We start from the raw sequence: 23,721 nt of genomic DNA, 5'->3' as shown, positions 1-23,721 counted from the left end.
CCCCTTTCTCCGAAAAACGGGGGGGCAGCAGAAGAGTCCGGTACGGTTGTGGGGGGGGTCCAGGAGGGGTGGGCCGGGGGGCGCCGGGCGGGGTGGCCGGCCCCGCCGGGGCCGCCGTGGTGGCGGTGCCGCCGACCGCCGTCACGGGGTCCCCCGCCAGAGGGTCGGGCAGATGTCCGGGTCGGCGTAGTCCGGCCGGCCGTCGGCGGTGCGGCGGACCACCACGTCGTGGTTGTAGACCACCGTGCCGCCGTCCGGCCTGAGGTGGTGGCGGTACTCGTTCCCGCCGTCCTGGAGGTGCAGCGAGACGGCGCGGCGCGGTGCGTCGGACAGGTTGGCACCGCTGCCGTGGTAGGTCCGGCAGTGGTGGAAGCTGACGTGCCCGCGCGGGATCTCGATCGGGACCTTGCGCACCTGCTGCCCGTTGTGGTGCGCGTTGGCGGCCAGGATCGACTCCAGCTCGGAGCGGTCGCGGTGGGCGAAGTGCCGGGTGGAGTCCTCGCCGGAGTCCAGCTCGCGCCAGCGGTGGCTGCCGTCGATCATGGTGATCGTGCCGTTCTCCACCCCGCAGTCGTGGAACGGCAGGAAGGCCGTGAGCATCCGGTCGGAACTGGACGTCTGCCAGTAGTGCTTGTCGAAGTGCCAGGGCACCTGGTTGGTCGGCTCCTCGGGCACCGGCGGCTTGTAGATCAGCGTCGCCTGGAAGACCCGGATCTCCTCGGCCTCGGCCAGCAGCGCGGCGACGGCGCCCAGCAGCGGCTTGCGCAGGATCGCGCCGATGGCGTCGCTCTCGTAGTGCACGTAGTCGTTGTGCCGCTGGACCGGGCCGTGCTCCGGCGTCCAGGCGGCGAGGTTCGGCGGGCGGACGGCGAGTTCGCGGTCGCGGTGGCCCTCGTAGTACTTCTCGGTGGCGGCCTGCAGGGTGTCCAGCTCCTCGTCGCTGAACAGCCGGCGGGAGAGGTACCAGCCGTGTTCGAGGTAGCCCGCCACCTCCTCGGGGGTGGGCAGCAGTGCGCGCTCGGCCTCGGTGAGCCGGAACTCGGGTGCGGTGGTCATGCGGGGGCCTCCTTCTGCGGGGCGGGGGTTGCTCAGACGGAGGCGGTGGCGTTCGTCCGCTCGACGGCCTCGTACAGGGCCTTGATGTTCGCGGTGCCGAAGGTGCCCGCACCCTGGCGCTCGATCAGTTCCAGGAAGTAGGTCCGGCGCGGGTGGGTCGAGCGCAGGAAGATCTGGAAGAGCTGCCCGCCGTGGTCCTGGTCGACCAGCACGTCGAGTTCGCGCAGCGTGTCGACCGGGATGGCCGTCCCGCCGAGCCGCTCGGCCAGCGCGTCGTAGTAGGCGCCCGGGGTGGTGAGGAACTCCACCCCGCGGCCGCGGATGGTGCGCACGGCGGTGGCGATGTCGCCGGTGCGGAAGGCCAGGTGCTGGACGCCCGCGCCCCCGTTGTCGGCCAGGAAGGTGTCGATCTGGCCGGGCCGGCGGGAGGTGTCGGGCTCGATCAGGGTGAAGGTGACCTCGCCGGAGGCGCTCTGCACCACGCTGGAGTCCATCGCCTGCTCGCCGACCTCGATGTACTCGCCGAAGATCCGGTGGAGGCCGAGCGCGGCCTCGCAGAACCGCACGGCGGGGGCGAGTTCGCCGGCCGGGACGCAGATCGCCGCGTGGTCGAGGGCGTCCAGCAGGGCGCCGGGGGCGGGCTCCGCGGCCGGGCCGGAGGCCGCCCCGGCGTCGGTGTCGGGGACGAACCGCAGGGCGACGTCGCCGAAGCCCGCCACCAGGCCGCCGGCCCGGTCCAGGACACGGGCGCCGTGCCGCTCGGCGCGCTCCAGCGAGGCCTGCGGGTCGGTGCAGCCGAGCGCGATCACCCCGACGCCGTCGCCGTGCACGGCGACGAACCGGGCGACCGGGTGGGCGGGGTCGGCGGCGGAGACGAGGTGCAGCCGGATGTCGCCCTGGCGCAGCCGGACGGTGCGTACGCCGTCCGGCCCGGCGGCCGGCTCCCCGGGCGTCTGCTCCGCCGACGTGCGGGCATCGGGCGTGCGTTCATCGGGGACGAAGCCGAAGTCGGCGCGGAGGCCGGCCGCGGTCTTGTCGGCGTCCGCGCAGTGGAACTCGACATGGGTGATGGACTGGATGGACAACGGGTGCTCCCCGGGGGTGGCGAATGATGGGTGGCCGGGGCACCGCGCCGGGCCGGGTCGGCTCCGACGGGTGCCCCGGGGCAGGCCGGGGTGCGACCCCGGTGCCCGGTCGGTTACTTGACGGACCGGGTGGACGCCGGGCCGAAGACCAGGCTGAGGTTGTGCCCGCCGAAGGCGAAGGCGTTGCTCAGCGCGGCGCCCGGCGGTACGGACCGGGCCGCGCCGCGCACGTGGTCGAGCGCACAGGCCGGATCGGGATCGGTCAGGTTGAGCGTCGGTGGCAGCGTCCCCCGGGCGACCGCGAGCGCGGTCACCACTGCCTCCAACGCCCCTGCGGCGCCCAGGAGATGGCCGGTCGCGCCCTTGGTGGAGCTGACCGCCGGACCGTGCTCGCCGAAGACCGCGCGCAGGGCGGCGGTCTCGGCGACATCGCCCAGTTTGGTGCCGGTGCCGTGCGCGTTGACGTAGCCGATGTCGGACGGCGCCAGACCCGCGTTGGCGATCGCGGCGCGCATCGCGTCGGCCGCGCCCGAGCCGTCCGGTCGCGGCATGGTCGGGTGGTGGGCGTCCGTCGAGGCGCCCCAGCCGGTGAGGTCGGCGTACCCGGCCGCGCCGCGGGCGTCCGCGTGCTCGGCCCGCTCCAGGACGAGGACGGCGCTGCCCTCGCCGAGGACGAAGCCGTTGCGGCGGGCGTCGAACGGCCGGCTGGCCTCGGCGGGATCGTCCCAGCCGGCCGACAGTGCACGGGCGTTGGTGAAGGCGGCGGCGATCGTCGGGTGCAGCGAGGACTCGCTGCCGCCGCAGACCACCACGTCGGCATCGCCGGCCCGGATCAGCCGCAGCCCCTCGGCGACGGCCTGGGCGCCGGCCGCACAGGCCGTCACGATGGCCGAACTGAAGCCCCGGATCCCGTGTTTGATGGCGATCCGGGCGGTGGCCATGTTGGAGAGCATGCCGGGCAGCAGGTACGGGCTGACGCCGGGTCGGCCGCGCTCCAGTCTGCGGTGCGACTGCTGCTCGAAGGTCTCCAGCCCGCCGCCGCCGGTGGCCAGCACCACGGCGGTGCGGTGCGGGTCGGCGTCCCGGCCGACCACCAGGCCCGCGTCGGCGAGCGCGTCGTCGGCGGCGGCGAGGGCGAGCAGCACGAACCGGTCCACGCACCTGGTCTCGGTCGGCGGCAGCACCTCGCGGCCCTCGACGGCGGGTGCCAGACCGGCGGCGGTGAGCCAGCCGTGCGCGGCGTGGCCCTCGGGCAGCGCGCGGATGCCGGAGCGGCCGGCGGTGAGCGCCTCGAAGACCTCGGCCGGCTTCCGGCCGACCGGGGTGACCAGGCCGATCCCGGTGACCACGGCGCCCGGGCGGGCGGTGGCCGCGCTCATCGGGCGGCCACCGAGTCGAGGTAGCGGCGGCGCAGCAGCACCTTGCGGACCTTGCCGGTCGGCCCGAGCGGGATGTCGTCGCCCGCCACCACCAGGACCTGGCGGACGGTGGCCGCCGCGGCCTCGTCGAGGGCCGCGGTGACCGCCTTGGTGCGGTCGGCCGTCGGATCCGCGTCCGCGGTCAGGATCAGCAGGACGTCGGTGACCACCTGGTCGCCGTCCCGGACGGCGACCACCGTGCAGTCCGCCACGTCGGGGCAGGCGGCCAGTACCCGCTCCTCCGACATCGCGGTGAACAGCCGCTTGCCGTCGCCGAGTTCGACCGAGTCCACGGCACGGTCGACGTGGTAGTAGTAGCCCTCCTCGTCCCGGTACATGAGGTCCCCGGTGAGGAAGCGGCCGCGGATCCGGGTGCGGAAGGTCTTGACCGAGTCGTTCCAGTAGCCGAGTGCCAGGGTGGGGGAGGCGGTGGCGAGTTCGCCGACCTCGCCGGTCCCCAGCGGCTCGCCGTCCGGGCCGACCAGCTCGCAGTCGACGAAGGCGTGCGGGCGGCCGACGCAGCGGCCGTAGCGTTCGGTGCCGGGTCCGTGGGTGATGAAGAAGTGCGAGTGGCCCATCTCGGTGGAGCCGAGGCCGTCCACGAACAGCGAGCCGGGCAGCCGGACCCGGCCCTCGCGGGTGACGGCTTCGCGGCTGCCGGCGGCGATCAGCCGGCGGATGTGCACCTCGTGCGCGCAGTCCCCGGTGTTCCACCAGAGCGCGACCGACGACAACTCGCGCTTCGCCAGGTCGTGGTGGGCCAGCTCGGCCCAGGTGGCGGCGAAGCCGATGACACCGGTGGGCCGGCGCTCCTCGATGGCGTCCAGCACACCGGCGCCGGCCTGCCGGGAGAGCAGGTCGAGCCGGGTGTGCGAGCTGAGCGCGAGGTTCACCGCGATCAGGGTGGCGGCGTGCGGCGCGGGCAGTGCGCTGAGCATCCGCTCCTGGCCCTGCGGGCGGGGCAGTCGCAGGCGGTGGCGGATCGCCGCGTACAGGCTCGCGTGGGAGTGGACGACGGCCTTGGGCATCCCGGTGGTGCCGGAGGAGTGCGTGATCGCCACCGGGTCGTCGGACCAGTGCCGGTAGGGGGCGGGGGCGGCGTCCGGGTCGCCCGAGCCGAGCGTGCCGACCTCCGGGAGCAGCGGCGCGCCCGGGTCGTGGCCGGCCAGCGCGGCGAGGTGCGGGGCGTCGGCGAGGATGCCGACGGCGCCGATCCTGGCGATGTAGCGGGCGGCGCGCTCACCGTCCACGTTCGGGTTCAGCAGCGCCGGGATGGCGCCGAGCCGGGCCAGTGCGAGGAAGGAGAGCACATGGTCGGCGACGTCCGTCGCGTAGACCACCACCGGATCGCGGCGGGTGACGCCGAGGCCGTGCAGGGCCGCCGCCCGGGCCCGGACGGCGCGGTCGAGTTCGCGCAGCGTGAAGGGCTGCCAGGCGGCATGGCCGTCCACCGGGGTGTCGAAGGCGAGCAGCGGTTCGTCCAGTCCGAGGCCCAGGGCCATCCGGCGGGTGAGGACGTTGCCGGCGCCGACGTCGGGGTCGTCCGCGAGAAGGGTGCGGATACTGCGGATGCTCACGGTGGTGAATCCCTCCCATGGTGCTGGGCGTACTTCGGCGGGGCGCGTCGGGTGCGCCGCTCGCTCGATGGCGGTGCGGGCGATACGGGGTGGCGGGGTACGGAGGCGGCGTGGTGTGCGGTGGCGGGGCGGCGCGGGTCAGCCGGCCGTGACCAGGACGGCGGCGGCCCGGTCCGTTCCCCCGGCGGACTCCGCCTGCTCGGCGGCGACGACGAGCACCTGGTCCGCGTCGCCGTCCGCGAGGAGCAGCGCCGCCAGGTCGAGCGCGTCCTGCGGCACCCGGCCGGGTACGGAGTCGGCCGGGCTGATCGACACCACCGGCCCGGTCAGGCCCCAGCGGGCGGCGATGTGTCCGAGCACGGCGTTCGGGTTGGACTGGAAGAACAGCAGGGGCGGCACCCGCCCCCCGGAGGCGGCGGCGTCGTCGATGGCGCGGGCGGTGGCGCGGTCGCCGCCCGCGCTGGCCAGCAGCAGGGCGGTCCGGCCGGGGGCCGGGGCGCTGCCGTGCCGGGCGCGCAGGCAGCGCTCGGCGGTCTCGGCGACCAGCGGATTGAAGGAGGAGGCGGTGAAGCCGGGGATCGGCGGGAGCGGCTCGTGGTGGCCCGGCTCCGGCCAGTGGGCTTCGGCGAGGACGCGCAGTGCGGTCACCGGGTCGCCACCAGGAGTGCGGTGTTGGCGCCGCCGAAGGCGGAGTTGAGCGTCAGCGCGTAGCGTGGCCGGTCGGCGCGCGGGCCGTCCAGCACGAGGTCCAGTCCGACGTCCGGGTCCGGGCCGAGCCAGCCGGCGTTCACCGGGAGCCGCCCGTCGCGCAACGCCCCGATGGTGACGGCGAGTTCGAGCAGGGCGGAGGCCTCCAGGGCGTGCCCGTGGACGGCTTTGCTGGAGCTCACCGGGAGGCGCCCGGCGTGCGCGCCGAACACCTGGTGCAGGGCGTTGGCCTCGGCCCGGTCGGACAGCGGCGAACCGGTGCCGTTGGCGTTGACGTAGCCGACCTCGGCCGGGGCGAGGCCCGCCCGGGCGAGCGCGGCCCCGACGGCGCGGGCGACGCCGTCGCCGCTCGGCTCCGGGCGGCAGACGTGGTGGGCGTCCCCGGACCGGCCCCAGCCGGCCAGCCGGGCGAGCACGGGTGTGCCGCGCAGCTCGGCCCGGGTCTCCGCCTCGACGACCACGGCGGCGGCCGCGTCGCCGAGCAGGGTGCCGGTCCGGCCGGTGCTGAACGGGCGCAACTCGCCGTCCCGGGCCAGCGCCCGGCCGGCGTCGAAGGCGGCGAAGACGCCCGGCTCCACCAGGTGGCCGGCGGCGACCAGCACCCGGGGGTGGCGGCCGGCGGCCACCAGGGCGGCGGCGTCGGCCACGGCGGTGCCGGCGGCGACGCAGGCACCGGTGTAGACGCGGGTGACGCCGGCGGTCCCCCAGGCGGCGGTGGCTCCGGCGGCGACGGCGGCGGTGACGGCCCGGGTGTGGAGGTCACTGTGCAGGGCGAGCAGGACGGGCATGCCCTCCCGGTCCGCCGCGGCCCGGCCGTCGCCGTCGGGGCCGTCACCGCCGCGCCCGGCGGGCAGGCCGGCCTGGCGGCAGGCCTGGTCCACGGCGGCGAGTACGGCGTCGGCCAGCGGCACCGGCTCGGCCAGCAGCGCGGCCCGGGTGGTCCGGCGCGCGGAGACGTCGAACCTGGTCACCGTGGTGAACGCGGTCTTGCCGAGGGCGGCCGCGTCGGTGAGCGCGTCCAGCCCGGTGCCGGCCGCGCTGAGCACGCCGACCCCGGTGACCACGGGCCGGACGGCGGGCGGAGCGTGGCCGGTCATGACTGCGCGACCCCTGCGGTCCGTTCCAGCGGAGCGCCGGCGGCCGCCGCGAGGACGGCGGAGCGGAGCACCTCGACGGCGTCGTCCACCGTCCGGATCGCCTCGAAGCGTTCGTCGTCGAGATCCGGCTCGATGCCGTAGCGCTGCTCGAACTCGGCTATCAGCCAGGTGAGTTCGAGGGAGCCGAGTTCCTCGGGGACGGTGTCGGCGGCGCGCTGCCCGAACGCCGCCAGGATCGTCAGTACCTCGGCCCGGTCGGGGAGGACGGGCTCGGTCACGCGGGGCTGCCCGAGGTGGCGGTGACGGCGGCGAAGCGCTTGGCGACGTCGGCGGTGAACTCGTCGAGCGTCATCAGCGCGGTGCTCTCCATCTCGTCGAAGTCGAACTTGATCCCGAACTCGTCCTCGACCTGGACCGAGAGGTCGGCCAGCGCGAGCGACTCCAGGTCGAGCCCGGCCGGGCCGAGGTCGGTGTCGCCGGTGACCTCGGAGACGTCGTACTGCATCTCGGTCAGGGCGGCGAGGACGAACTCGCGGATGCGGTCCTGCATGGTGTGCTCCTGTACTCGCGCGCAGCGGCGCGCGGATCGTCGGGGGAGAAGCAAGCGGCGGGGAGAAGCGGTGGGGAGTCGGGGACGCGGCGGTCCGGGTGCGGCGGGTCTGTCCGGCGCCTCCCGGCGGGGCCGGTCAGCGGGGCGGTTCGGCGGCGGTCGCCCGCAGGGCGGCCGGGTCGCGCAGCAGCTTTCCGGTGGCGGTGCGCGGGAGTTGCGGGAGGAAGGACAGCCGGCGGGGCCGCTTGTAGGCGGCGAGCCGCCGGGTCAGCCCGTCCCGGACCAGCGCGTGGTCGGCGTCCTGGTCGGCGGCGAGGTACGCCTCGATGGCGCCCTCGTCGAAGACCACGACGGCCTCGCGGACCTGGGGCAGGGCGGCCAGGATCAGTTCGACCTCGGTGAGGTCCACCTTCAGCCCGCCGATCGAGACCTGGGAGTCCCGCCGGCCCAGCACGGTGACCAGCCCGGTGGCCCGGTCCAGCTCCGCGGCGTCGCGGGTGTGCAGCCAGCCGTCCGACCACCGGGTCGGGTCGTCCAGCCCAGGGTACGGCGAGGCGGCCGTGCCCAGCTGCAACTCGCCTGCCACCAGACGCAGTTCCATGCCGTGCACGGGACGCTTCGCCGGGTGCAGCGCGCCGTCCAGATCGGTGGCGATGACGCCGAGCTCGGTCATCCCGTACATGGTGCCCAGCGGTACGCCGTACCGGGCGGTGAAGGCCGCCGGCAGGCCCGGGCGGACCAGCTCCCCGGCCACCACCATCCGGCGCAGCCGTGGCAGCGCCGGGGGCGCGGCCACGCCGGCCAGCAGTTCGGCGTGGAAGGGGACACCGATCACGGTGGTCGGCCGTTCCCCCTCGTCGCCGACGGCGGCCAGGATACCCGCCGCCGTCATCCGCTCCGGCACGGTGAGCGGCGCGTGGGCGTACAGGCTGTTCAGCAGTCCGCCGACCAGTCCGAGCACGTGCACCACCGAGGAGAGCAGCACCACCCGCTCGCCCTCGCCGGGGAAGTCCGCCAACCGCCGGTAGCAGTCGAGTTCACGGAGCAGGTCGCCGGCGGTACGGGCGATGACCTTGGCCGGGCCGGTGGACCCGGAGCTGAGCTGGACCAGCGCGTGGCCGGTCCGGGCAGGTCGCCCGCCCGGTAGCCGGACGGCCACCGGCTCGACCTCGGAGAAGCCGCGCAGCGCCGCCGAGGGCCGGTGCTCGGACCCTACCAGCACCTGCGGGGTCAGCCGTTCGACCGCCAGGGCGATCTCGTGGTCGGTCAGCCGGTGGTCCAGCAGGGTTACCTGGGCGCGCAGTTGCCAGCAGGCGAGCAGCGCGGCGACGAAGCCCAGGGAGGGCGGCAGTCGCAGCGCCGCGGTGCCGCCGGGGCCGAGGCCGGCCGAGGTCAGCCGTGCGGCCTGCTCGTCGACCAGGGCGCGCAGGGTGGCGCGGTCGACGGGTGTGCCGAAGCGCAGGCACTCCGCGTCCTCGGGGCCGGCCAGCAGGAACCGCGCCACCCAGTCGTCCGGGGCGTCGGCGTGCGGCGGTGAGGAGGGTGGAAGTGCGGGGAGGGAAATGCCGGTCAACGCCACTCCACGGAGAGGAGATTTGACATGGACGCCGTTCTCAAACCAATACGGTCAATTCCGTTGCCAGACCTTTGCACAGACGTTTGGTCAAATCAAGGTCTATACCAATCTGGTCCGTACCTTCTACGCTGCCGAAGCGGGACTGGTCCGAGCGCGGCCGTCCGGGAACGAGGATGCCCGTGGGACTACTCACGCTGGCCGGGATGGAGCGCGCGGCGCGCGCCCAACTACCACCGGAAATATGGGACTTCATCGAGGGTGGCAGTGGATCCGAACGCACCCTGGCGGCCAACCGGGAAATGTTCGGTCACTATGCACTGCGGCCCCGCACGCTGGTCGACGTCTCGACCTGCTCGACCGCCGTCCCGCTGCTCGGAACCGAGCTCCGGACGCCACTCGCAATTGCCCCGATGGCCTACCACCGGCTGGTCCATTCGGACGGGGAAACCGTGACCGCCCGGGCAGCCGGCCGGGCCGGCGCGGTGCTGGTCGCCGGAATCTTCGCCAGCCGCAGCCTGGAGTCCATCGCGGCCGCGGCCACCGGGCCGCTCTGGTTGCAGCTCTACTGGCTGCGCCGGCGCGACGCGCTCGCCGCCCTGATCGAGCGGGCCGAGGCGGCCGGCTTCGCCGCGCTCATGCTGACCGTGGACGCGCCCCGGATCGGCCGCCGGCTGCGCGACCTGCGCAACGGCTTCGCCGTTCCGCCGGACATCCGCGCCGTCAACCTCGACCCCGCGCTGATGGCCGCCAGCCACCGGGCCGACGCGGGCTCCTCCGGCATCGCCGAGCACGCCCTGGAGCAGTTCGACCCCAGCCTGACCTGGTCCGACCTGGCCTGGCTGCGGGCCCGCACCCGCCTCCCGCTGGTCCTCAAGGGCATCCTGACCGCCGAGGACGCCCGGCTCGCCGCCGAACACGGGGTGGACGCCGTGGTGGTCTCCAACCACGGCGGCCGTCAACTGGACGGCGCGGTCCCGGCGCTGGCGGCGCTGCCCGAGGTGGTCGCCGCGCTCCCGCCGGAGGTCCCGGTGCTGCTCGACGGCGGCGTCCGCACCGGCACCGACATCGCCGTCGCCCTCGCGCTCGGCGCCCGGGCCGTCCTGGTCGGCCGCCCCGTCCTGTGGGGCCTCGCCGTCGACGGCGAGGCGGGCGTGGTCCGCGTCCTCGACCTGCTCCGCGACGAACTCGAGCACACGCTGGCCCTGCTGGGCCGGCCCACCCTCGCGGACCTGGACCACAGCGCCCTCGCGCCCTGGCCCACCGCCCCCGCGCCCCGGCCCACCGCCTGACGGCGCGACCCCGACCCACCGCCCCACCGGGCGGCCCCCGCCCATCCCCCGCGCCCGGCCCACCGCGCGGCCCCGCACCGAGCTCCGGACCGAAGTTCCGGGCCGAAGCACCGCACGCCCGACAGAGAGACCGACGACATGAAGAACCAGGACGCCTTCCCCGGCTGGGACTGGGACGACCCGGACGGCCTCGCCGTCCGCCTCGACGCGTTCAGCGCCGACGTCGCCACCTGCGAGAAGCTCGAACCGGCCGCCGGCGGCCTCCCGCGGGACCACCAGGGCTTCCGCGAACTCGGCATCACCGGCATCGAGTTCGCCGCCTTCCGGACGGCCCACCCGGAAGGCCTCGGCACCGACCTGACCGCCCTGCGCAGCCCCGGCGCCAGTACCGAACCCGGCACCCTCTACCGCGTCGACGGCGACCGCTGGTTCACCCAGCTCGACATCGGCCGCCCGCTGCCCTTCGCGGACGCCAGCGTGGACTGGGTCTACGCCGAGCACCTGATCGAGCACGTCACCATGCCGGTCGCGATCGGCTGGCTGCGCGAGGCCCGGCGGATGCTGCGCCCCGGCGGCGTGCTGCGCGTCACCACCCCCGACCTGGCCCGCTACCTGGTCGGCTACGCGACCGACGACGGCTTCCTCACCAAGCACCGCCGGCGCCTCACCACCATGGGGTTCGGCCCGCCGATGCCGCCGCGTCCGGCCTTCCTGGTCAACCAGATCTTCCGGTACTACGGCCACCAGTGGATCTACGACCTGGACGAGCTGCGGCACGTCCTCACCCAGGCCGGCTTCGAGGCCGACGCGATCCGCCACTGCGCCTACCGGCAGGGCGTCCGCGCCGACGTCGCCGACCTCGACACCGCGTTCCGCACCGACGAGACGATCTATGTCGAGGCCGACCGCTAGGGGGTGTCGGCAAAGTCCCGCCTGATCCGACGAGACCTTGCCAGCACCCTCCAGGACTTGTCCGACACTCCCCGCGATTTTGCGACGCGAACTGCTCGGACAAGCCCCAGGACTCCCCTCCGCGAGCCTGTCCGGGCGTGACCGACCGGGCAGGCTCCGAGCAGGAGCGCCCGACCCCCGCCGTCCGATGGGATGACCATGCCCTTGCACCCCCAGGCCCAGGCCCTGCGCGAACGCCGTGCGCAGGCCGGCACACCCCCGCTCTACAGCCTCACCCCGGCCCAGGCCCGCGCCGCCGACCTCGCCGACATCCGGGCCGCCGCCGGCACCCCCGAGCCCGTCGCCGCCGTCGAGGAGCACCGGATCCCCGGCCCCGGCGGCGAGCTCGCCCTGCGGCTCTACCGCCCCGAGCCGGCCGGCCGGCCGCTGCCCGTGCTGCTCTACCTCTTCGGCGGCGGCTGGACCCTCGGCTCGCCCGACACCAGCGACGCGATCTGCCGCCGGCTGACCAACGCCGTCGGCTGCGTCACCGCCTCCGTCGGCTACCGCCTGGCCCCCGAGCACCCCTTCCCCGCGGCCGTCCACGACTGCCGCGCCGCCGCGCGGTGGCTGGCCGGGAACGCCGACGCCCTCGGCGTCGACCCGGCCCGGCTGGCCGTCGGCGGCGACAGTGCCGGGGGCAACCTCACCGCCGCCCTCACCCTGCTCGCCCGGGACGAGGGCGGCCCGGCCCTGCGCCACCAGCTGCTGGTCTACCCCAACACCGACCACCGCGCGGTCGCCGCCGCACCGCCGGAGCGGCACGACGACCCGCTGCTCTTCAACCGCCGCTCGGTGGCCTGGTACTGGGGCCACTACCTGGCCGATCCCGCCGACGGCGACCACCCCTACGCCTCCCCGCTGCGCGCCCCGAGCCTGGCCGGGCTGCCGCCCGCCACCGTGATCACCGCGGAGTACGACCCGCTGTGCGAGGAGGGGGAGCACTACGCCGACGCGCTGCGGGCGGCCGGCGTCCCGGTCGAGTCCCGCCGGTTCGCGGGCATGCCGCACGGCTTCTTCGCCATGACGGGCGTCCTGGACGCGGCCGGCGAGGCCCAGCGGTACGCCGCCGAGCGGCTGCGCGAGGCCCTGCGGTGACCGCCCTCCGCCCGCTCGCCCCGGCCGTCGAGCCCCTCGCGCTGTCCGGACTGCACGCCTCGCTGTCGGATCCGCTGCTGGACGCGATGACCTTCCTCAACGAGGTCACCACCCGCTACCCCGGGGCCGTCTCCTTCGCCCCCGGCCGCCCCTACGAGGGCTTCTTCGAGCCGGAGGACGTCCACGGCCACCTGGACGCCTATCTGGACCACCTGGCGGCCCGCGGCCTCGACCGGGACGCCGTGCGCACCACGCTGTTCCAGTACGGCCCGACCAAGGGCGTCATCGCTGACCTGGTCGCCCGCACCCTGGCCAACGACGAGGGCCTCACCGTCGCCCCCGAGTCCCTGGTGCTCACCGTCGGCGCCCAGGAGGGCATGCTGCTGACGCTGCGCGCCCTCTGCGCCGGCCCGCAGGACGTCCTGCTGGTCAGTTCGCCCTGCTACGTCGGCGTCACCGGCGCCGCCCGGCTGCTCGACCTGACCACCGTCCCGGTGCCCGAGGGGCCCGACGGCGGCCCCGACCCGCAGGCCGTCCGGGCAGCCGCCCGGGCCGTCCGGGCCGGGGGCGGGCGACCGCGGGCCCTCTACGTGGTGCCCGACTTCGCCAACCCCTCGGGCACCAGCATGCCCGTCGGCGCCCGGGCGAGGCTGCTGGAGACCACTGCCGCGGAGGGTCTGCTGGTCATCGAGGACAACCCGTACGGCTTCTTCGCCCGCGACCCCGGCGAGCGGCCGACCCTGAAGGCGCTGGACCGCCGCCGGCAGGTCGTCTACCTCGGCTCCTTCGCCAAGACCTGCTTCCCCGGCGCCCGGCTCGGCTACGTCGTCGCCGACCAGGAGGTGGCCGGCCCCGGCGGCCGGCGCTCGCTGCTCGCCGACGAGCTGGCGAAGCTGAAGAGCATGACGACGGTGAACACGCCCGCGCTCAGCCAGGCCGTCATCGGCGGCATGCTGCTGCGCCACGACTGCCGGCTGCGCGCCGCCAACGCCCGCGCGACGGCCTACTACGCGGCCAACATGACGGCGCTGCTGGGCGCGCTGGAGCGGGAGTTCCCGGCGGCGGAGCGCCGGCGGCTGGGCCTGTCCTGGAACGAGCCGGAGGGCGGCTTCTTCGCCGTGCTGACGGTGCCCTTCACGGCCGACGAAGCGGCCATGGAGCGGTGCGCCAGGGACTTCGGAGTGCTCTGGACGCCGATGGCGCCGTTCTACCCGGCGGGCGGGGGAGAGTACCGGCTCCGGCTCTCGGTCAGTTCGCTGACGGAGCACCAGATCGACGCTGGCGTCGCCGAGCTGGCCCGCTTCATCCGGGCACAGGCCCGGTAGCGGCACGGACGAGGGCGGGGCCGGGGCTCGAAGAAGCCCCGGCCCCGCCCTCGTACCGCAGGGGGAACGTGCGGGGCTCAGCGCACCCGGGTCGAGAACAGGCGGGCCGACCAGTACACGGACACCACCGTCATCAGGACGACCACCAGCAGCCCCTGCCAGACCACGCTGTCCCCGACATGGCCGGAGAACAGCGCCCGCATGCCTTCCACGGCCCAGTAGAAGGGGTTCCACTTGGCCACGTTCTGCAGCCACACCGGCGCCAGCACCAGCGGCAGCAGGACGCCGGAGAGCAGCGCGATCGGCTGCGCGAGGGTGTTCACCACCGGCGCCATCGCCTCGTCGGCCGGGAGCACCAGCGCGATGCCGTAGGAGATCGCCGAGGTCATCAGGGCCAGCAGGCCGAGCAGCAGGTACGCCAGCAGCAGGTCCAGCGGTGCCACCCGCAGCCCGAACGGCAGCGCGATCAGGGTGATCAGGACGGCCTGGACGAGCAGCGCCACCGTCTCGCGCAGCGCCCGGCCGAGCAGCAGCGCCAGCCGGCTCACCGGGGTCACCCGGGACCGTTCGATGATCCCGGCCTTCAGCTCGCCGAGCAGGCTGAACCCGGTGTACAGGCCGCCGAAGATGCAGAGCACCGCCAACAGGCCCGGTACGTAGATCTGGTAGGCGTCGGCGTAGGTGATCGCGCCCATCGGCGCCAGCACCGTCTTGAGCAGCGGGGCGAACAGCAGCAGGTAGAAGAGGGGCTGGATCAGCCCGACGGCGATCCAGATCGGGGTTCGCCACATGATCAGCAGCTGTCGCTGGAAGACCAGCCAGGTGTCGCGGGCGAGCTTCATGGGGGCCTCTCGGGGATCAGTGCTCAGGACTGCTCGATGGAACGGCCCGTCCGGGCCAGGAACACGTCGTCCAGGCTGGGCCGCTGCAGCTGCACGGTGCCGGGCACGACGCCCGCCCCGTCGAGGGCGCGCAGCAGTCGCGGGATCGCGGCCGCGCCGTCGTCGAGGTAGAGCCGCAGGTCGTCCTCGCCCTGGGTCTCCAGGCGGTGGAGGTAGGGCTGTTCCCGCAGCGCCTTGGTGGCGCGTTCGGCCTCGCCGGCCGCCAGGCCGACCAGGACGACGTCGCCCGAGATCTCCCGCTTCAGGCTCTCCGGGGTTCCCTCGGCGACGACCTCGCCGTGGTCGACGATCGCCACCCGGTCGCAGAGCGCGTCGGCCTCCTCCAGGTAGTGCGTGGTCACCACGACGGTCAGGCCCTCGGCGTTCAGGCGGCGGATCTCCGCCCACACCTGCACCCGGCTGGCCGGGTCGAGCCCGACGGTGGGTTCGTCGAGGAAGAGCACCCGCGGCGCGTGGATGACGCCCAGCGCGATGTCCAGCCGGCGGCGCTGGCCGCCCGAGTAGGTGCGGCACGCGCGGTCGCCGAACTCGGTGAGCCCGAAGGCCTTCAGGGCCTCCTCGGCCCGCTGCTGGGCCAGGGTCTTGCGGGCGCCGTACATCCGGGCCTGCATCACCAGCTCCTCGCGGGCGGTGACGGCGTCGGCGGTGCCGCCGCCCTGGGCGACGTAGCCGATCCGCTGCCGGACTCCGGCCGGGTCGGTCAGCAGGTCGGCGCCGGCGATCCGGACCGCACCGCCGTCCGGCCGGATGAGGGTGGCGAGCATGCGCAGGGTGGTCGTCTTACCGGCGCCGTTGGGCCCGAGAAAGCCGAAGATCTCGCCTGCGGCCACGTCCAGGTCGATGCCGCGGACGGCGTCGACGGCAGCCTGGCCGCGTTGTTTGGACGGATAGGACTTGCGAAGTCCTTTGGTCTCGATCAACCAGAACTCCCGTGCGGGGATGGATGTGCCACGTCGACGACGTCCAGCGCACACCGGGCTGGGCGGTCCGTGCGGGGAAGGTGGCCGGGGCACCTGGGAAGCGGTGCTTCGCGCCACACTAGGGTCTGCGGCGCCCCGGATACAATGGCCTAGACCAATGGATTCGATCGTTCTGCCCCGGTTCCGACCAGCGCCTCCAGTCGGTCGGCCGCCGTCAGGGCCCCGCCGCCGGAGCGCAGTTCGGCGCCCACCCGGGCGGCCGCCGCGCGGTGCTCCGGTGCGTCGAGGACGGTGCGCAGCGCGGCCGCCAGCCCCTCGGGCGTGACGCGCGCGAACGGCACCCGCAGCCCGGCCCCGGCCGCCGCCACCTGGGCCGCGACGAACGGCTGGTCGTGTCGGATGGGCGCGGTGACCAGCGGGATCCCGTGCGCCAGCGCTTCGCCGACGGTGTTCATCCCGCCGTGGCACAGCACCGCGTCCAGCGCTCCCCGCGCCATCAGCTCCAGCACCGGCGCCCGGTCCACGGCCACCGCGTGGCGCGGCAGTTCGGGCAGCAGCGCGGCGGGCGCGGCGATCACCGGCTGGACGTCGTCCCCGCACAGCGCCAGGGCCCGGACGGTCCGGGCGTGGAAGTCCGCGCCGAGGTCTCCGGCCAGCGTCCCCATGGTGACCAGGACCCGGCGCCGGCCCGGCTCCAGCCGTTCCCAGGGGAAGGCCGAATCGGCCGGCCGTTCGGCGAGCACCGGCCCGACCAGGGCGTAGTGCGCCGGGAGCGGCGCCGGACCGGCCAGCGCGGGACCGGTCGTCGCCAGGACGAGGGCGGGGGAGAAGCGCGGGTCGGTGTACTCCTCCTCCGGCAGTCCGGCCCGTCGCCAGAGCCCGGTGAGCAGGCCGGTCATCCAGGCCTCGACCTTCGGCAGCGCCCGGAACGGCCGCCCCAGCTCCATCGCGCCCGGCGCCAGGCTGGCCCACGGCAGACCGTGCCGGTGGGCGACCAGCGCGCCCGCGGGCGTGTGCTGGTCGACCAGCAGCGCGTCCGGCCGGTACTCCCGCACCGCCGCGTCCAACGGCTTCGCGGTGAACCGCGCGTAGGGGACGATGAAGCCCTCCCAGAGCGAGCGCAGGGCGGCCAGTCCGTGCCCGCCCTGCGCCCGGAACGCCCGGGTGCCCGTCCCCAGGACGACCGCCCCGGGGCCGAGCAGCGGCCGCAGGACGGACTCGGTGCCGGTCCAGGCGACCTCGTGGCCGCGCGCGGCCAGCTCGCGGGCGATCCCCACGACCGGATTGACGTGTCCTGTCAACGGCGGTACCACCAGCAGGAATCGGCTCATCGGACGGGCTCCTCGGCGGGCAGGCGCCGCTGCACCTCGGCGACGGTCAGGGCTTCCAGCTCGGCCAGGTCCAGCCCGGCACGGTGTGTGGCGAGGCCGGCGGTTGCCCCGAAGTGCCCGCACAAAAGGGCATCGAGCACCGCCAGTTCGTACTCGTCCAGCATCAGATCGGCGTCCAGCCGGGCCTGCGGGGTGACCAGCGCGGCCCACTCGGGCGGCGCGCCGGCGGCCCGGGCCAGCAGGGCGACCAGCTCCGGACGGACCTGGGCGGCGGAGGATTCGGGTTCGGAAGAGGTCATGGGGGCTCCACCTGCTCGACGGCACGGGGGCGGATTGAGACTGCGAAGGGCCCGAGATCACTTGTGCGACCCGTCGGGCGTCGGAATACTAGCCCGCGTGACAGCACTGGAGGCAGTGGCCGTCCACCTCCCCCACCACACCGTGCCCATTGAGGCAGTGGGCGAGCGGATCGGCCTGACCCCGCGTCAACTTCGACTCTTCCGCCGTTTCCACGGACTGGACCAGCTGCGGCTGGATCCGGACGGGAAGCTGCCCGACCTGCTCGGCGCCGCCGTCGAGGCCTTACCGGAGCTGCGCGGACGCGAACGGCACGTCCGTTTCGTGATCCACGCCCGCAGCATGCCGGTGGCGGTGCCGTACCCGCTCAACCCCCTGCACGACCTGCTCGGCCGGTACGGCCTGGCGCACGCCTCGGCCTTCACGGTGACCCACCACGCCTGTGCGGTGGGTCTGCTGGCCGTCGACCTGGCCGGCCGCCTGCTCGCCGGGCAGGACGACCCGGAGGCCCTGGCGCTGGTGCTGGCCGGCGAGAAGACCTTCACCAAGGACGCCCAGGTGGTGCCCGAGACCGGGATCTTCGCCGAGGGCGCGGCCGCCTGCCTGGTCCGGGCCACCGGCGAGCGCAATCGGGTGCTCTCCTACGCCGTCCGCCACCGCCCCGAGTTCGACGGCCGCCTAGCCGGGGACGCGGACCTGCTGGCGCGCTACCAGCGGGAGTACCCGGTGGTGATGATCGAGGCGATCGAGGCCGCCCTCGACCAGGCAGGTCTGGACCTCTCGGACCTCGCCCTGGTGCTCCCGCACAACGTCAACCAGGCCTCCTGGCGGATGATCTGCCGACGGATCGGGTTCCCGGTGGAGAAGGTCGTGCTGGACAACGTGCGCTCCGTCGGGCACAGTTTCGCTGCAGACAGCCTCATCAATCTCCACACCGCCACCACGCGGGGGCTGCTCCACCGGGGCGACCGCTACCTGATCGCCGCCGCCGGTGTCGGAGCCACCTTCTCCGCCATGGCCGTCGAACACTGACGCATCGTCGTTTAGGCGCACCCGGGCGACGCATCGGCACGGCGAGGACGACCACGCCTCCGCCCGCCGCACCCATTCACCTCTCACGCACGACGGGACGGGACATCCATGCCAGAACCCGCGGTCCAGACCACTGATGTCGAGCTGCGCGACCGGATCCTGCGGAGCATCGGCGAGCTGCTGCCGCGCGTCCTCAAGCGCGAGCTCCCCGAGATCCCCGAGAACGCCTGCCTCTTCGACGACCTCGGCCTGACCTCGGCCGGCACCATCGAGCTGATCCTCGAAGTCGAGGAGACGCTGGACATCCAGGTCGACGTCGAGCAGATCGGCGAGGACGACCTGCGCTCGGTGACCAGCCTGGCCGACTACGTCGCCGGGCACATCATCCCCGAGGACTGACCGGGTGGCCGCCGATTCCGCGCCGCCGCTCGCCCTGGGCGTCACCCGGATCCTCGCGCGGTCCTTCGACGGCAGGTCGGAGACCTCGCTCGACCCGGACCTGCGGGTGTTCGTCACGGACCTGGTCCGGCCGTACGGCCTGCCGGTGCGGGAGGACCTCCTCGCCGAGGGCGTCGGCCACTCCTACGAGGAACTGGCCGAGGGCCTGCTGGCCGAGGCGCTCGCCGACGGCGTGCCGGTGGACCTGCTGATCCTCGCCTTCGACTCGCCCGACGTGCGCCCGGGGGCGCCCAGCTCGCTGGCGCTCAGCCGGTCCTGCCCGGGCACGCCGCTGGCCTTCGCCCTCTGCGACCAGGGGTCGGCGGTGGCCTTCAGCGCCCTGCGGGTGGCCGCCGAGTACCAGCGCACCGGGGCGTGCCGGCGGGCGGTGGTGGTACTGGCGGAACAGACCGCGCTGCACTACCGGCCGGCGGCGCCGGTCGACCTGCCCGAGCGGCACAGCGTCGTCGTGCTCGTCCTGGACGAGACCGCCGATGTGGAACTGACTGTGCGTCAATTCTCCGCGCTCGACGGCCGAAAGGCGGCCGAGGCGGTCGGGGTGGAGGTCGGAACCCTCGGGGCCGACGCGGCCGTCCTGCTGGGCTCCGGCCTGGCGGCCGAGCCGGTCCCCGAGGTGGCCGCCGCCGCGGCCGGCCTGCCGTTCGCCGGCCTGCCGTTCACCGGCCTCTGGGCGGAGCTGGCCGAGCGACTGCCCGAGTGGCAGGAGAAGGGGCGGCCGGTGCTGGCCGCCGGTTTCGACCGCAGGCTGGGCGTGCTGAGCACCCTGACCCTTCGGGCCGGCCCGTGACGGCGGGTCCGGCCACCGACACCGCCTCCACGTCCACCTCAACCTCCGATGTCGCCTCCACGTCCGACACCGCCTCCACACCGGCCGCCGTCGACCGGGTCGACCTCTGGACCATCCCCACCGACCAGCCGGACGAGGTCGTCCGGAGCCTGCGAAGCCTGCTGGACCGTGACGAACTCGCCCGCGCCACCGGCCGGGGCCCCGCCCGCGACCCCGTGGCCGGCCGGCGGTTCACCGTGGTGCACGGCGTCGTCCGGCTGCTGGTGGCCGAACGCCTCGGCCTGCACCCCGCCGAACTCGCCTGGCGGTACGGCCCGCACGGCAAACCCGAACCGGCGGTGGGGCACGAGCGGGTCGGCGTCAGCTACTCCGGCTCCGGCGCCCTGGCCGTGCTGGCCCTGACCGCGGGGCGGCCGGTCGGTGTCGACGTCGAGGAGGTCCACGACGCCCGGGTGGCCACCCGGGTGGCCGAGCGCTACTTCCCGGGCGCCGAGGTGCAGTTCCTCGCCCGGTCGGCCTCGCCCGCCGTGCTGGCCGAGCGCTTCACCACCCTCTGGTGCCGCCGGGAGGCCTGCGTCAAAGCCTACGGCGGCCGACTGGTGCAGGGCTTCGGGCTGCCGCTGGCCGGCCCGGCCCCGCTGCGTCTGGCCCACCCGGGCACGCTCGGCGAGGGCCCCTGCCTGCTCGACGACGTCCCGGTGCCCGGGCCGTTCCGCGCCGCCGTGGCGGTGCTCGGGGAGCAGCCGTTCCGGCTGCGACGGCACCGCTGGAAAGCCTTGTCAGAGGCCTGTCAGCCTCGCCAGTAACGGAACTGACGGCACGTCGGCGATCCCAGAAATCTGGTCTGTACCACTTCGCCGGGCCGCTGATAGCGTCCCGACCCGCACTCCGCTCAAACCCCAGGCCGGCCGAAGGGCGCGTACGACGTGAGAGAGACCAGCCGGCGGATCACCGTCCGGTACAGCGGCTCGAGCAGCGGCTTCGGGCCGCTGACCCTCGGCCAGGACAACATGATCCGCTGCATCCGGCGGGACCGACCCGAGCAGATCAACAAGGAATCCGTCTGGCCGGTCCCCGACGGGACGACCCTGACGGCCGCGCTCGACGCCATACGCCGGCTCGTCGAACGGCACGACTCGCTGCGGACGGTGTTCCCGCCCGGCCCGGGGCCGGACGCCTTCCCCGAGCGCCAGCTGGTCTGCGGCGAGGGCGAGTTCGGCGTCACCGTGGTGGACAGCCGGTCGACCGGCGGGGCGGCGGGGATCGACGCGCTCGCCGAGGAGCTGGGCCGGGCCGACGTCGCCGTCCCGTTCGACCTGGCGGCTGGGCCCCGGCTCCGCTTCACCCTGCTGACCGAGGACGACCACCCGCTCCGGCTGGTGGTGGTCGTCTGCCACGCGGGTGCGGACGGCGCCGCGACGACGCTGCTCATCGAGGACTGGTTCGCCCTCGCGGCCGGCAAGGAGCTCCCGCCCGTCACCGCCCGGACGCCGCTGGAGGTGGCCGCGGTGGAGCAGAGCGACCAGGGCCGGCGCAAGGCCGCCGCCGCGCTGCGGCACTGGCAGAAGGTCCTGTCCACCGCGCCGCAGGCCGCCTTCGCGGACTCCCGGATCACCGGCCCGCCGGACGGCGTCGCCGCCGTCGTCCTGCGCTCGCGGCAGGCCGCCGCCGACCTGCTCGCCACCGCGCGGCGCACCGGCGCGAGCCCCTCCGTCGTCCTGCTGGCGGCCTTCGCGGCCCTGGTGGCCCGCCGGGCCGGCCGCGGCGACCTGGTGATGTCGGCGCTCTCCGCCAACCGCCAGCGCGCCGCGATGGCCGACCACATCGGCACCCTCGCCCAGGACGCCCTGATCGCCCTGGACACCGACGCGGCCGACCTCGACGAGGTGATCGGCCGGGCCAAGGCGGCGTCACTCGCCGGCTACTGGCACAGCACCCTCCCGGCGGGCGCCGTCTGGCAGCTGATCGAGGACGTCGCCCATCTTCGCGGCTCCCGCTTCGCCCGCCAGGTCGTGGTCAACGACCTGAGCATGACCATCCCCGAGGCGATGTCCGACGCCCGCCCGTCCCCGACGAGTGACCCCGAACTGACCTGGCTGCCGGACCAGCCGGTCGCCGTCCGGCTGATGTTGAACATCCTGCGGACCTCGAACAGCCTGGAGTTCGCACTGGTCGCCTGCCCGCAGGTGCTCGACCGCGAGGAGACCGGCCGTTTCGCGCTGGCCCTGCCCGCGCTGCTCGAAGCCGCCGCCCGGGGGCCGGTCCCGCTCGCCGGTCTGCCCGCGCTGACCGGTCTCGGCGGCGCCGTCCGGACCGGTGCGTGGCAGCGGATCGAGAACTCCTGGGTGGACCTGGACGCCGTCCGGGCCCTGGTCGTCGACGCGCTCGGCACCGCCACCCGGGTCGACTTCGTCGACGGCCGTCTGATCGCCCGGATCGCCACCGACGACCCGGGTTTCACCCCGCTGGTCGCCCACCGCACGGTGATCGAGGCGCTGCCCGGCCGGGACACCGCGATGGCCCCGCAGCACTACGTGGTCCATGCCGCCGCCCACCCGGCCGGCCCGCCGTGCTGGGACGACGCGACGGTGGTGGCCGAGGGCTCCGGCCGGTGCCCGGAGATCGCCGGCCGCCTCGCCCCGCGCTGAGCGCCCGGGGCGGGCGCCGCCCTGCGCCCGCCCCGGGGACTCACCCGAACGGGGCCGGGCCGTCCCACCGCCCGGTTCACCCCTGCGCGCCGTCCCAGGAACAGGCCGAGGTCGTACCCGAGGTCAGCCCCCACGGGCTGGGTACGTCACCGCTCCGGTCCGGGTCGCCGTGGTCGGTGTCGCCGTGGCCCGGGTCGCCCTGGCGCGGCAGGCGGTCGATCACCTCGACCAGCGCCGGGGGCAGTTGCGGCACCAGGCCCCGGTGGCAGCGCGAGAGGACGTCCCGCCGGACGTCCTCCGGCAGCAGTGGCCGGTCCACCCGCGGCGGGGTCGGTCCGCGCGGGCGCGCTCCCGGCGGGCCCAGGGCGGCGGCGAGCTGGTCGGACCAGGCCCGCCAGTAGTCGGCGTCGTCGGTCTCGCCGTACCGCAGGTGGTACAGGTGCAGGCAGTACGCCGCCGTGCCGCTGCCCGATCCGGCGGCGAACCGCCACCAGAACTCGGCGCCCTCCTCGCGGCCGGTGGCGTAGAGCAGCGCGGCGAACACCTCCGCTCCCTCCGGCTGGATCCGCCGCGCGTTGACCAGCAGGTCCAGCCCCCGGGCCGCGTCCGGGGTGCCCAGCACCAGGGCGACCACCAGGCCCAGCTCGAAGGCGGCCTGTTCGTGTTCGGTGGGCAGGTGGGTGGGCGCGGCCGTGAGCCTGGCCAGGCGCAGTGCGGCGATCCGCTCGGCGTGCGCCCGTTCGGGCCGGGGGATGCGCGGCGGCGCCGTCCCGCCCTCGGCCGGTGGCACGGCGCCCGGGGCCGTGGCCGGTGCGGCGGGCGCCTCGGCCGGGGGTCGGGGGATCACTGTTCGCCTCCCCGGTCCGGCAGTTCGCGCACACCGAGCCGTCTCGCCAGCCGCTCGCGGGCGTGCCGGAGGTTGGAGTGGACGGTGGCGACGGGCCGGCCCAGATAGGCGCCGATCACCTTGACGTGCAGCCCGAGCAGGTACCGCAGGACGACCACGTCCCGCTGCCGGTCGGGGAGTTCGAGGATCGCCGCATAGAGCCGGACCTCGTCCGCCTCGCTGTGCAGCAGGCCGTTGGCGACGTCCTTGAACGCTCCGATGACGGCCTCGAAGGTGACCGCCTCCACTTCGACCCGCTCCTCGCCGGACACCCAGTCGGCGACATGACGGTTCGCCAGCCGCCAGGCGTACGCGGCCGGTTCCTCGAACCGCAGGACGTGGGCCCAGTGCCGGGCGAGGTCCTCCTTGACCGCCTCGACGATCAGCGTCGCGTCCGCGCGGTTGCCTATCCGGGTCAGGGCGAGGGCCCGCCAGGCCGGCTCATGGGTCTCGCAGAACGCCGAATAGGCGAGCTCCAGGCGGATGTTGGCGTACTCCGGGCCGCTGTACCCGTGCTCGTCGGCGTCCCCGTGACCGTCCCCCCGGCGGCCGCCCCCGCCCGGGCCCGCCACTGTCGGCCCTCCCCGGTGCCCGAGTACCCGGACACCCCTGTCGATCGTCATCGAACCTGCCTTCCACCGCCGCCGACCGTCCGCCGGCCGCCCGAGGGTGCGGGCCCTGTGCCCGCGGATCCCATTCCACCAGGTTTCGTCACCGCAGGCGTTTGTG

At 74.8% G+C, this 23,721-nt stretch carries 24 protein-coding genes; 9 read left to right on the top strand and 15 right to left on the bottom strand.

Annotation, left to right across the window (positions count from 1 at the left end):
* Positions 1-141: 141 nt before the first annotated feature.
* The 9 genes from ACZ4UX_RS11945 to ACZ4UX_RS11905 form a co-directional block, all read right to left on the bottom strand.
* On the bottom strand, positions 142-1,056 hold the full coding sequence (locus ACZ4UX_RS11945) for a phytanoyl-CoA dioxygenase family protein (protein ID WP_329491292.1): 915 nt from the start codon (positions 1,054-1,056) through the stop codon (positions 142-144).
* A 32-nt stretch (positions 1,057-1,088) separates the two neighbouring features.
* Positions 1,089-2,141, bottom strand: a complete 1,053-nt coding sequence (gene hppD, locus ACZ4UX_RS11940; RefSeq protein ID WP_465706528.1) for a 4-hydroxyphenylpyruvate dioxygenase — start codon at positions 2,139-2,141, stop codon at positions 1,089-1,091.
* A 113-nt stretch (positions 2,142-2,254) separates the two neighbouring features.
* Entirely contained in the window at positions 2,255-3,520 is a 1,266-nt protein-coding gene (locus ACZ4UX_RS11935; RefSeq protein ID WP_465706527.1) for a beta-ketoacyl-[acyl-carrier-protein] synthase family protein, read from the bottom strand.
* A complete protein-coding gene (locus ACZ4UX_RS11930) occupies positions 3,517-5,136 on the bottom strand; it encodes a class I adenylate-forming enzyme family protein (RefSeq protein ID WP_359807071.1) in 1,620 nt (539 codons plus the stop codon). The genes ACZ4UX_RS11935 and ACZ4UX_RS11930 overlap by 4 nt, the downstream gene beginning before the upstream one ends.
* Before the next feature lie 138 nt (positions 5,137-5,274).
* Positions 5,275-5,784 (bottom strand): beta-ketoacyl synthase N-terminal-like domain-containing protein, encoded by a 510-nt coding sequence (locus tag ACZ4UX_RS11925; protein ID WP_465706526.1) that lies wholly within the window; start codon positions 5,782-5,784, stop codon positions 5,275-5,277.
* Positions 5,781-6,941 carry a beta-ketoacyl synthase N-terminal-like domain-containing protein gene (locus tag ACZ4UX_RS11920; protein ID WP_465706525.1) on the bottom strand — a complete coding sequence of 387 codons (1,161 nt, stop codon included), beginning with the start codon at positions 6,939-6,941 and terminating at the stop codon, positions 5,781-5,783. Before ACZ4UX_RS11920 ends, ACZ4UX_RS11925 begins: the two co-directional genes overlap by 4 nt.
* Positions 6,938-7,219, bottom strand: a complete 282-nt coding sequence (locus ACZ4UX_RS11915) for an acyl carrier protein (protein ID WP_352294589.1) — start codon at positions 7,217-7,219, stop codon at positions 6,938-6,940. The genes ACZ4UX_RS11920 and ACZ4UX_RS11915 overlap by 4 nt, the downstream gene beginning before the upstream one ends.
* Positions 7,216-7,491, bottom strand: coding sequence for an acyl carrier protein (locus ACZ4UX_RS11910; RefSeq protein ID WP_329491299.1), 276 nt, complete (start codon positions 7,489-7,491; stop codon positions 7,216-7,218). The genes ACZ4UX_RS11915 and ACZ4UX_RS11910 overlap by 4 nt, the downstream gene beginning before the upstream one ends.
* 136 nt (positions 7,492-7,627) lie before the next feature.
* Entirely contained in the window at positions 7,628-9,064 is a 1,437-nt protein-coding gene (locus tag ACZ4UX_RS11905; protein WP_465706524.1) for a class I adenylate-forming enzyme family protein, read from the bottom strand.
* A gap of 176 nt (positions 9,065-9,240) precedes the next feature.
* On the opposite strand from ACZ4UX_RS11905, the gene ACZ4UX_RS11900 reads away from it, so the two are divergent.
* The 4 genes from ACZ4UX_RS11900 to ACZ4UX_RS11885 all read left to right on the top strand — a co-directional run bounded on the left by ACZ4UX_RS11900 (position 9,241) and on the right by ACZ4UX_RS11885 (position 13,730).
* A complete protein-coding gene (locus ACZ4UX_RS11900) occupies positions 9,241-10,356 on the top strand; it encodes an alpha-hydroxy acid oxidase (protein WP_465706523.1) in 1,116 nt (371 codons plus the stop codon).
* Positions 10,357-10,494: 138 nt separating this feature from the next.
* Entirely contained in the window at positions 10,495-11,268 is a 774-nt protein-coding gene (locus ACZ4UX_RS11895) for a class I SAM-dependent methyltransferase (protein ID WP_465706522.1), read from the top strand.
* A gap of 198 nt (positions 11,269-11,466) precedes the next feature.
* Complete coding sequence (locus ACZ4UX_RS11890) at positions 11,467-12,405, top strand: alpha/beta hydrolase (RefSeq protein ID WP_465706521.1); 939 nt, start codon at positions 11,467-11,469, stop codon at positions 12,403-12,405.
* Positions 12,402-13,730, top strand: coding sequence for an aminotransferase-like domain-containing protein (locus ACZ4UX_RS11885; RefSeq protein ID WP_465706520.1), 1,329 nt, complete (start codon positions 12,402-12,404; stop codon positions 13,728-13,730). The genes ACZ4UX_RS11890 and ACZ4UX_RS11885 overlap by 4 nt, the downstream gene beginning before the upstream one ends.
* Before the next feature lie 77 nt (positions 13,731-13,807).
* Here ACZ4UX_RS11885 and ACZ4UX_RS11880 read toward each other — a convergent pair whose 3' ends face one another.
* From ACZ4UX_RS11880 to ACZ4UX_RS11865, 4 genes are all read right to left on the bottom strand, one after another.
* Positions 13,808-14,572 (bottom strand): ABC transporter permease, encoded by a 765-nt coding sequence (locus ACZ4UX_RS11880; protein ID WP_329491305.1) that lies wholly within the window; start codon positions 14,570-14,572, stop codon positions 13,808-13,810.
* Positions 14,573-14,595: 23 nt separating this feature from the next.
* Positions 14,596-15,552: an ATP-binding cassette domain-containing protein gene (locus ACZ4UX_RS11875; RefSeq protein WP_352294601.1), complete on the bottom strand. Its 957-nt coding sequence runs from the start codon at positions 15,550-15,552 to the stop codon at positions 14,596-14,598.
* Positions 15,553-15,701: 149 nt separating this feature from the next.
* Complete coding sequence (locus ACZ4UX_RS11870) at positions 15,702-16,883, bottom strand: glycosyltransferase (RefSeq protein ID WP_465706519.1); 1,182 nt, start codon at positions 16,881-16,883, stop codon at positions 15,702-15,704.
* A complete protein-coding gene (locus ACZ4UX_RS11865) occupies positions 16,880-17,182 on the bottom strand; it encodes a hypothetical protein (RefSeq protein ID WP_465706518.1) in 303 nt (100 codons plus the stop codon). Before ACZ4UX_RS11865 ends, ACZ4UX_RS11870 begins: the two co-directional genes overlap by 4 nt.
* 97 nt (positions 17,183-17,279) lie before the next feature.
* Here ACZ4UX_RS11865 and ACZ4UX_RS11860 point away from each other — a divergent pair, with 97 nt between their 5' ends.
* The 5 genes from ACZ4UX_RS11860 to ACZ4UX_RS11840 all read left to right on the top strand — a co-directional run bounded on the left by ACZ4UX_RS11860 (position 17,280) and on the right by ACZ4UX_RS11840 (position 22,106).
* A complete protein-coding gene (locus ACZ4UX_RS11860) occupies positions 17,280-18,212 on the top strand; it encodes a 3-oxoacyl-[acyl-carrier-protein] synthase III C-terminal domain-containing protein (protein WP_359807096.1) in 933 nt (310 codons plus the stop codon).
* Between the two features lie 108 nt (positions 18,213-18,320).
* On the top strand, positions 18,321-18,611 hold the full coding sequence (locus ACZ4UX_RS11855; protein ID WP_465706517.1) for an acyl carrier protein: 291 nt from the start codon (positions 18,321-18,323) through the stop codon (positions 18,609-18,611).
* A gap of 4 nt (positions 18,612-18,615) precedes the next feature.
* Complete coding sequence (locus tag ACZ4UX_RS11850) at positions 18,616-19,458, top strand: hypothetical protein (RefSeq protein WP_465706516.1); 843 nt, start codon at positions 18,616-18,618, stop codon at positions 19,456-19,458.
* A complete protein-coding gene (locus ACZ4UX_RS11845; RefSeq protein WP_465706515.1) occupies positions 19,455-20,264 on the top strand; it encodes a 4'-phosphopantetheinyl transferase family protein in 810 nt (269 codons plus the stop codon). Before ACZ4UX_RS11850 ends, ACZ4UX_RS11845 begins: the two co-directional genes overlap by 4 nt.
* 120 nt (positions 20,265-20,384) lie before the next feature.
* Entirely contained in the window at positions 20,385-22,106 is a 1,722-nt protein-coding gene (locus tag ACZ4UX_RS11840; RefSeq protein WP_465706514.1) for a condensation domain-containing protein, read from the top strand.
* Between the two features lie 76 nt (positions 22,107-22,182).
* Here ACZ4UX_RS11840 and ACZ4UX_RS11835 read toward each other — a convergent pair whose 3' ends face one another.
* On the bottom strand, positions 22,183-22,953 hold the full coding sequence (locus tag ACZ4UX_RS11835; protein ID WP_465706513.1) for a hypothetical protein: 771 nt from the start codon (positions 22,951-22,953) through the stop codon (positions 22,183-22,185).
* The gene (locus ACZ4UX_RS11830) at positions 22,950-23,615 is read right to left on the bottom strand and encodes an RNA polymerase sigma factor (RefSeq protein WP_465706512.1); all 666 of its coding nucleotides are present in this window, start codon (positions 23,613-23,615) and stop codon (positions 22,950-22,952) included. The genes ACZ4UX_RS11835 and ACZ4UX_RS11830 overlap by 4 nt, the downstream gene beginning before the upstream one ends.
* Positions 23,616-23,721 lie beyond the last annotated feature (106 nt).

The organism is Kitasatospora sp. NPDC028961 (genome assembly GCF_055564815.1).
This window is presented reverse-complemented; position numbering and strand designations above follow the sequence as displayed.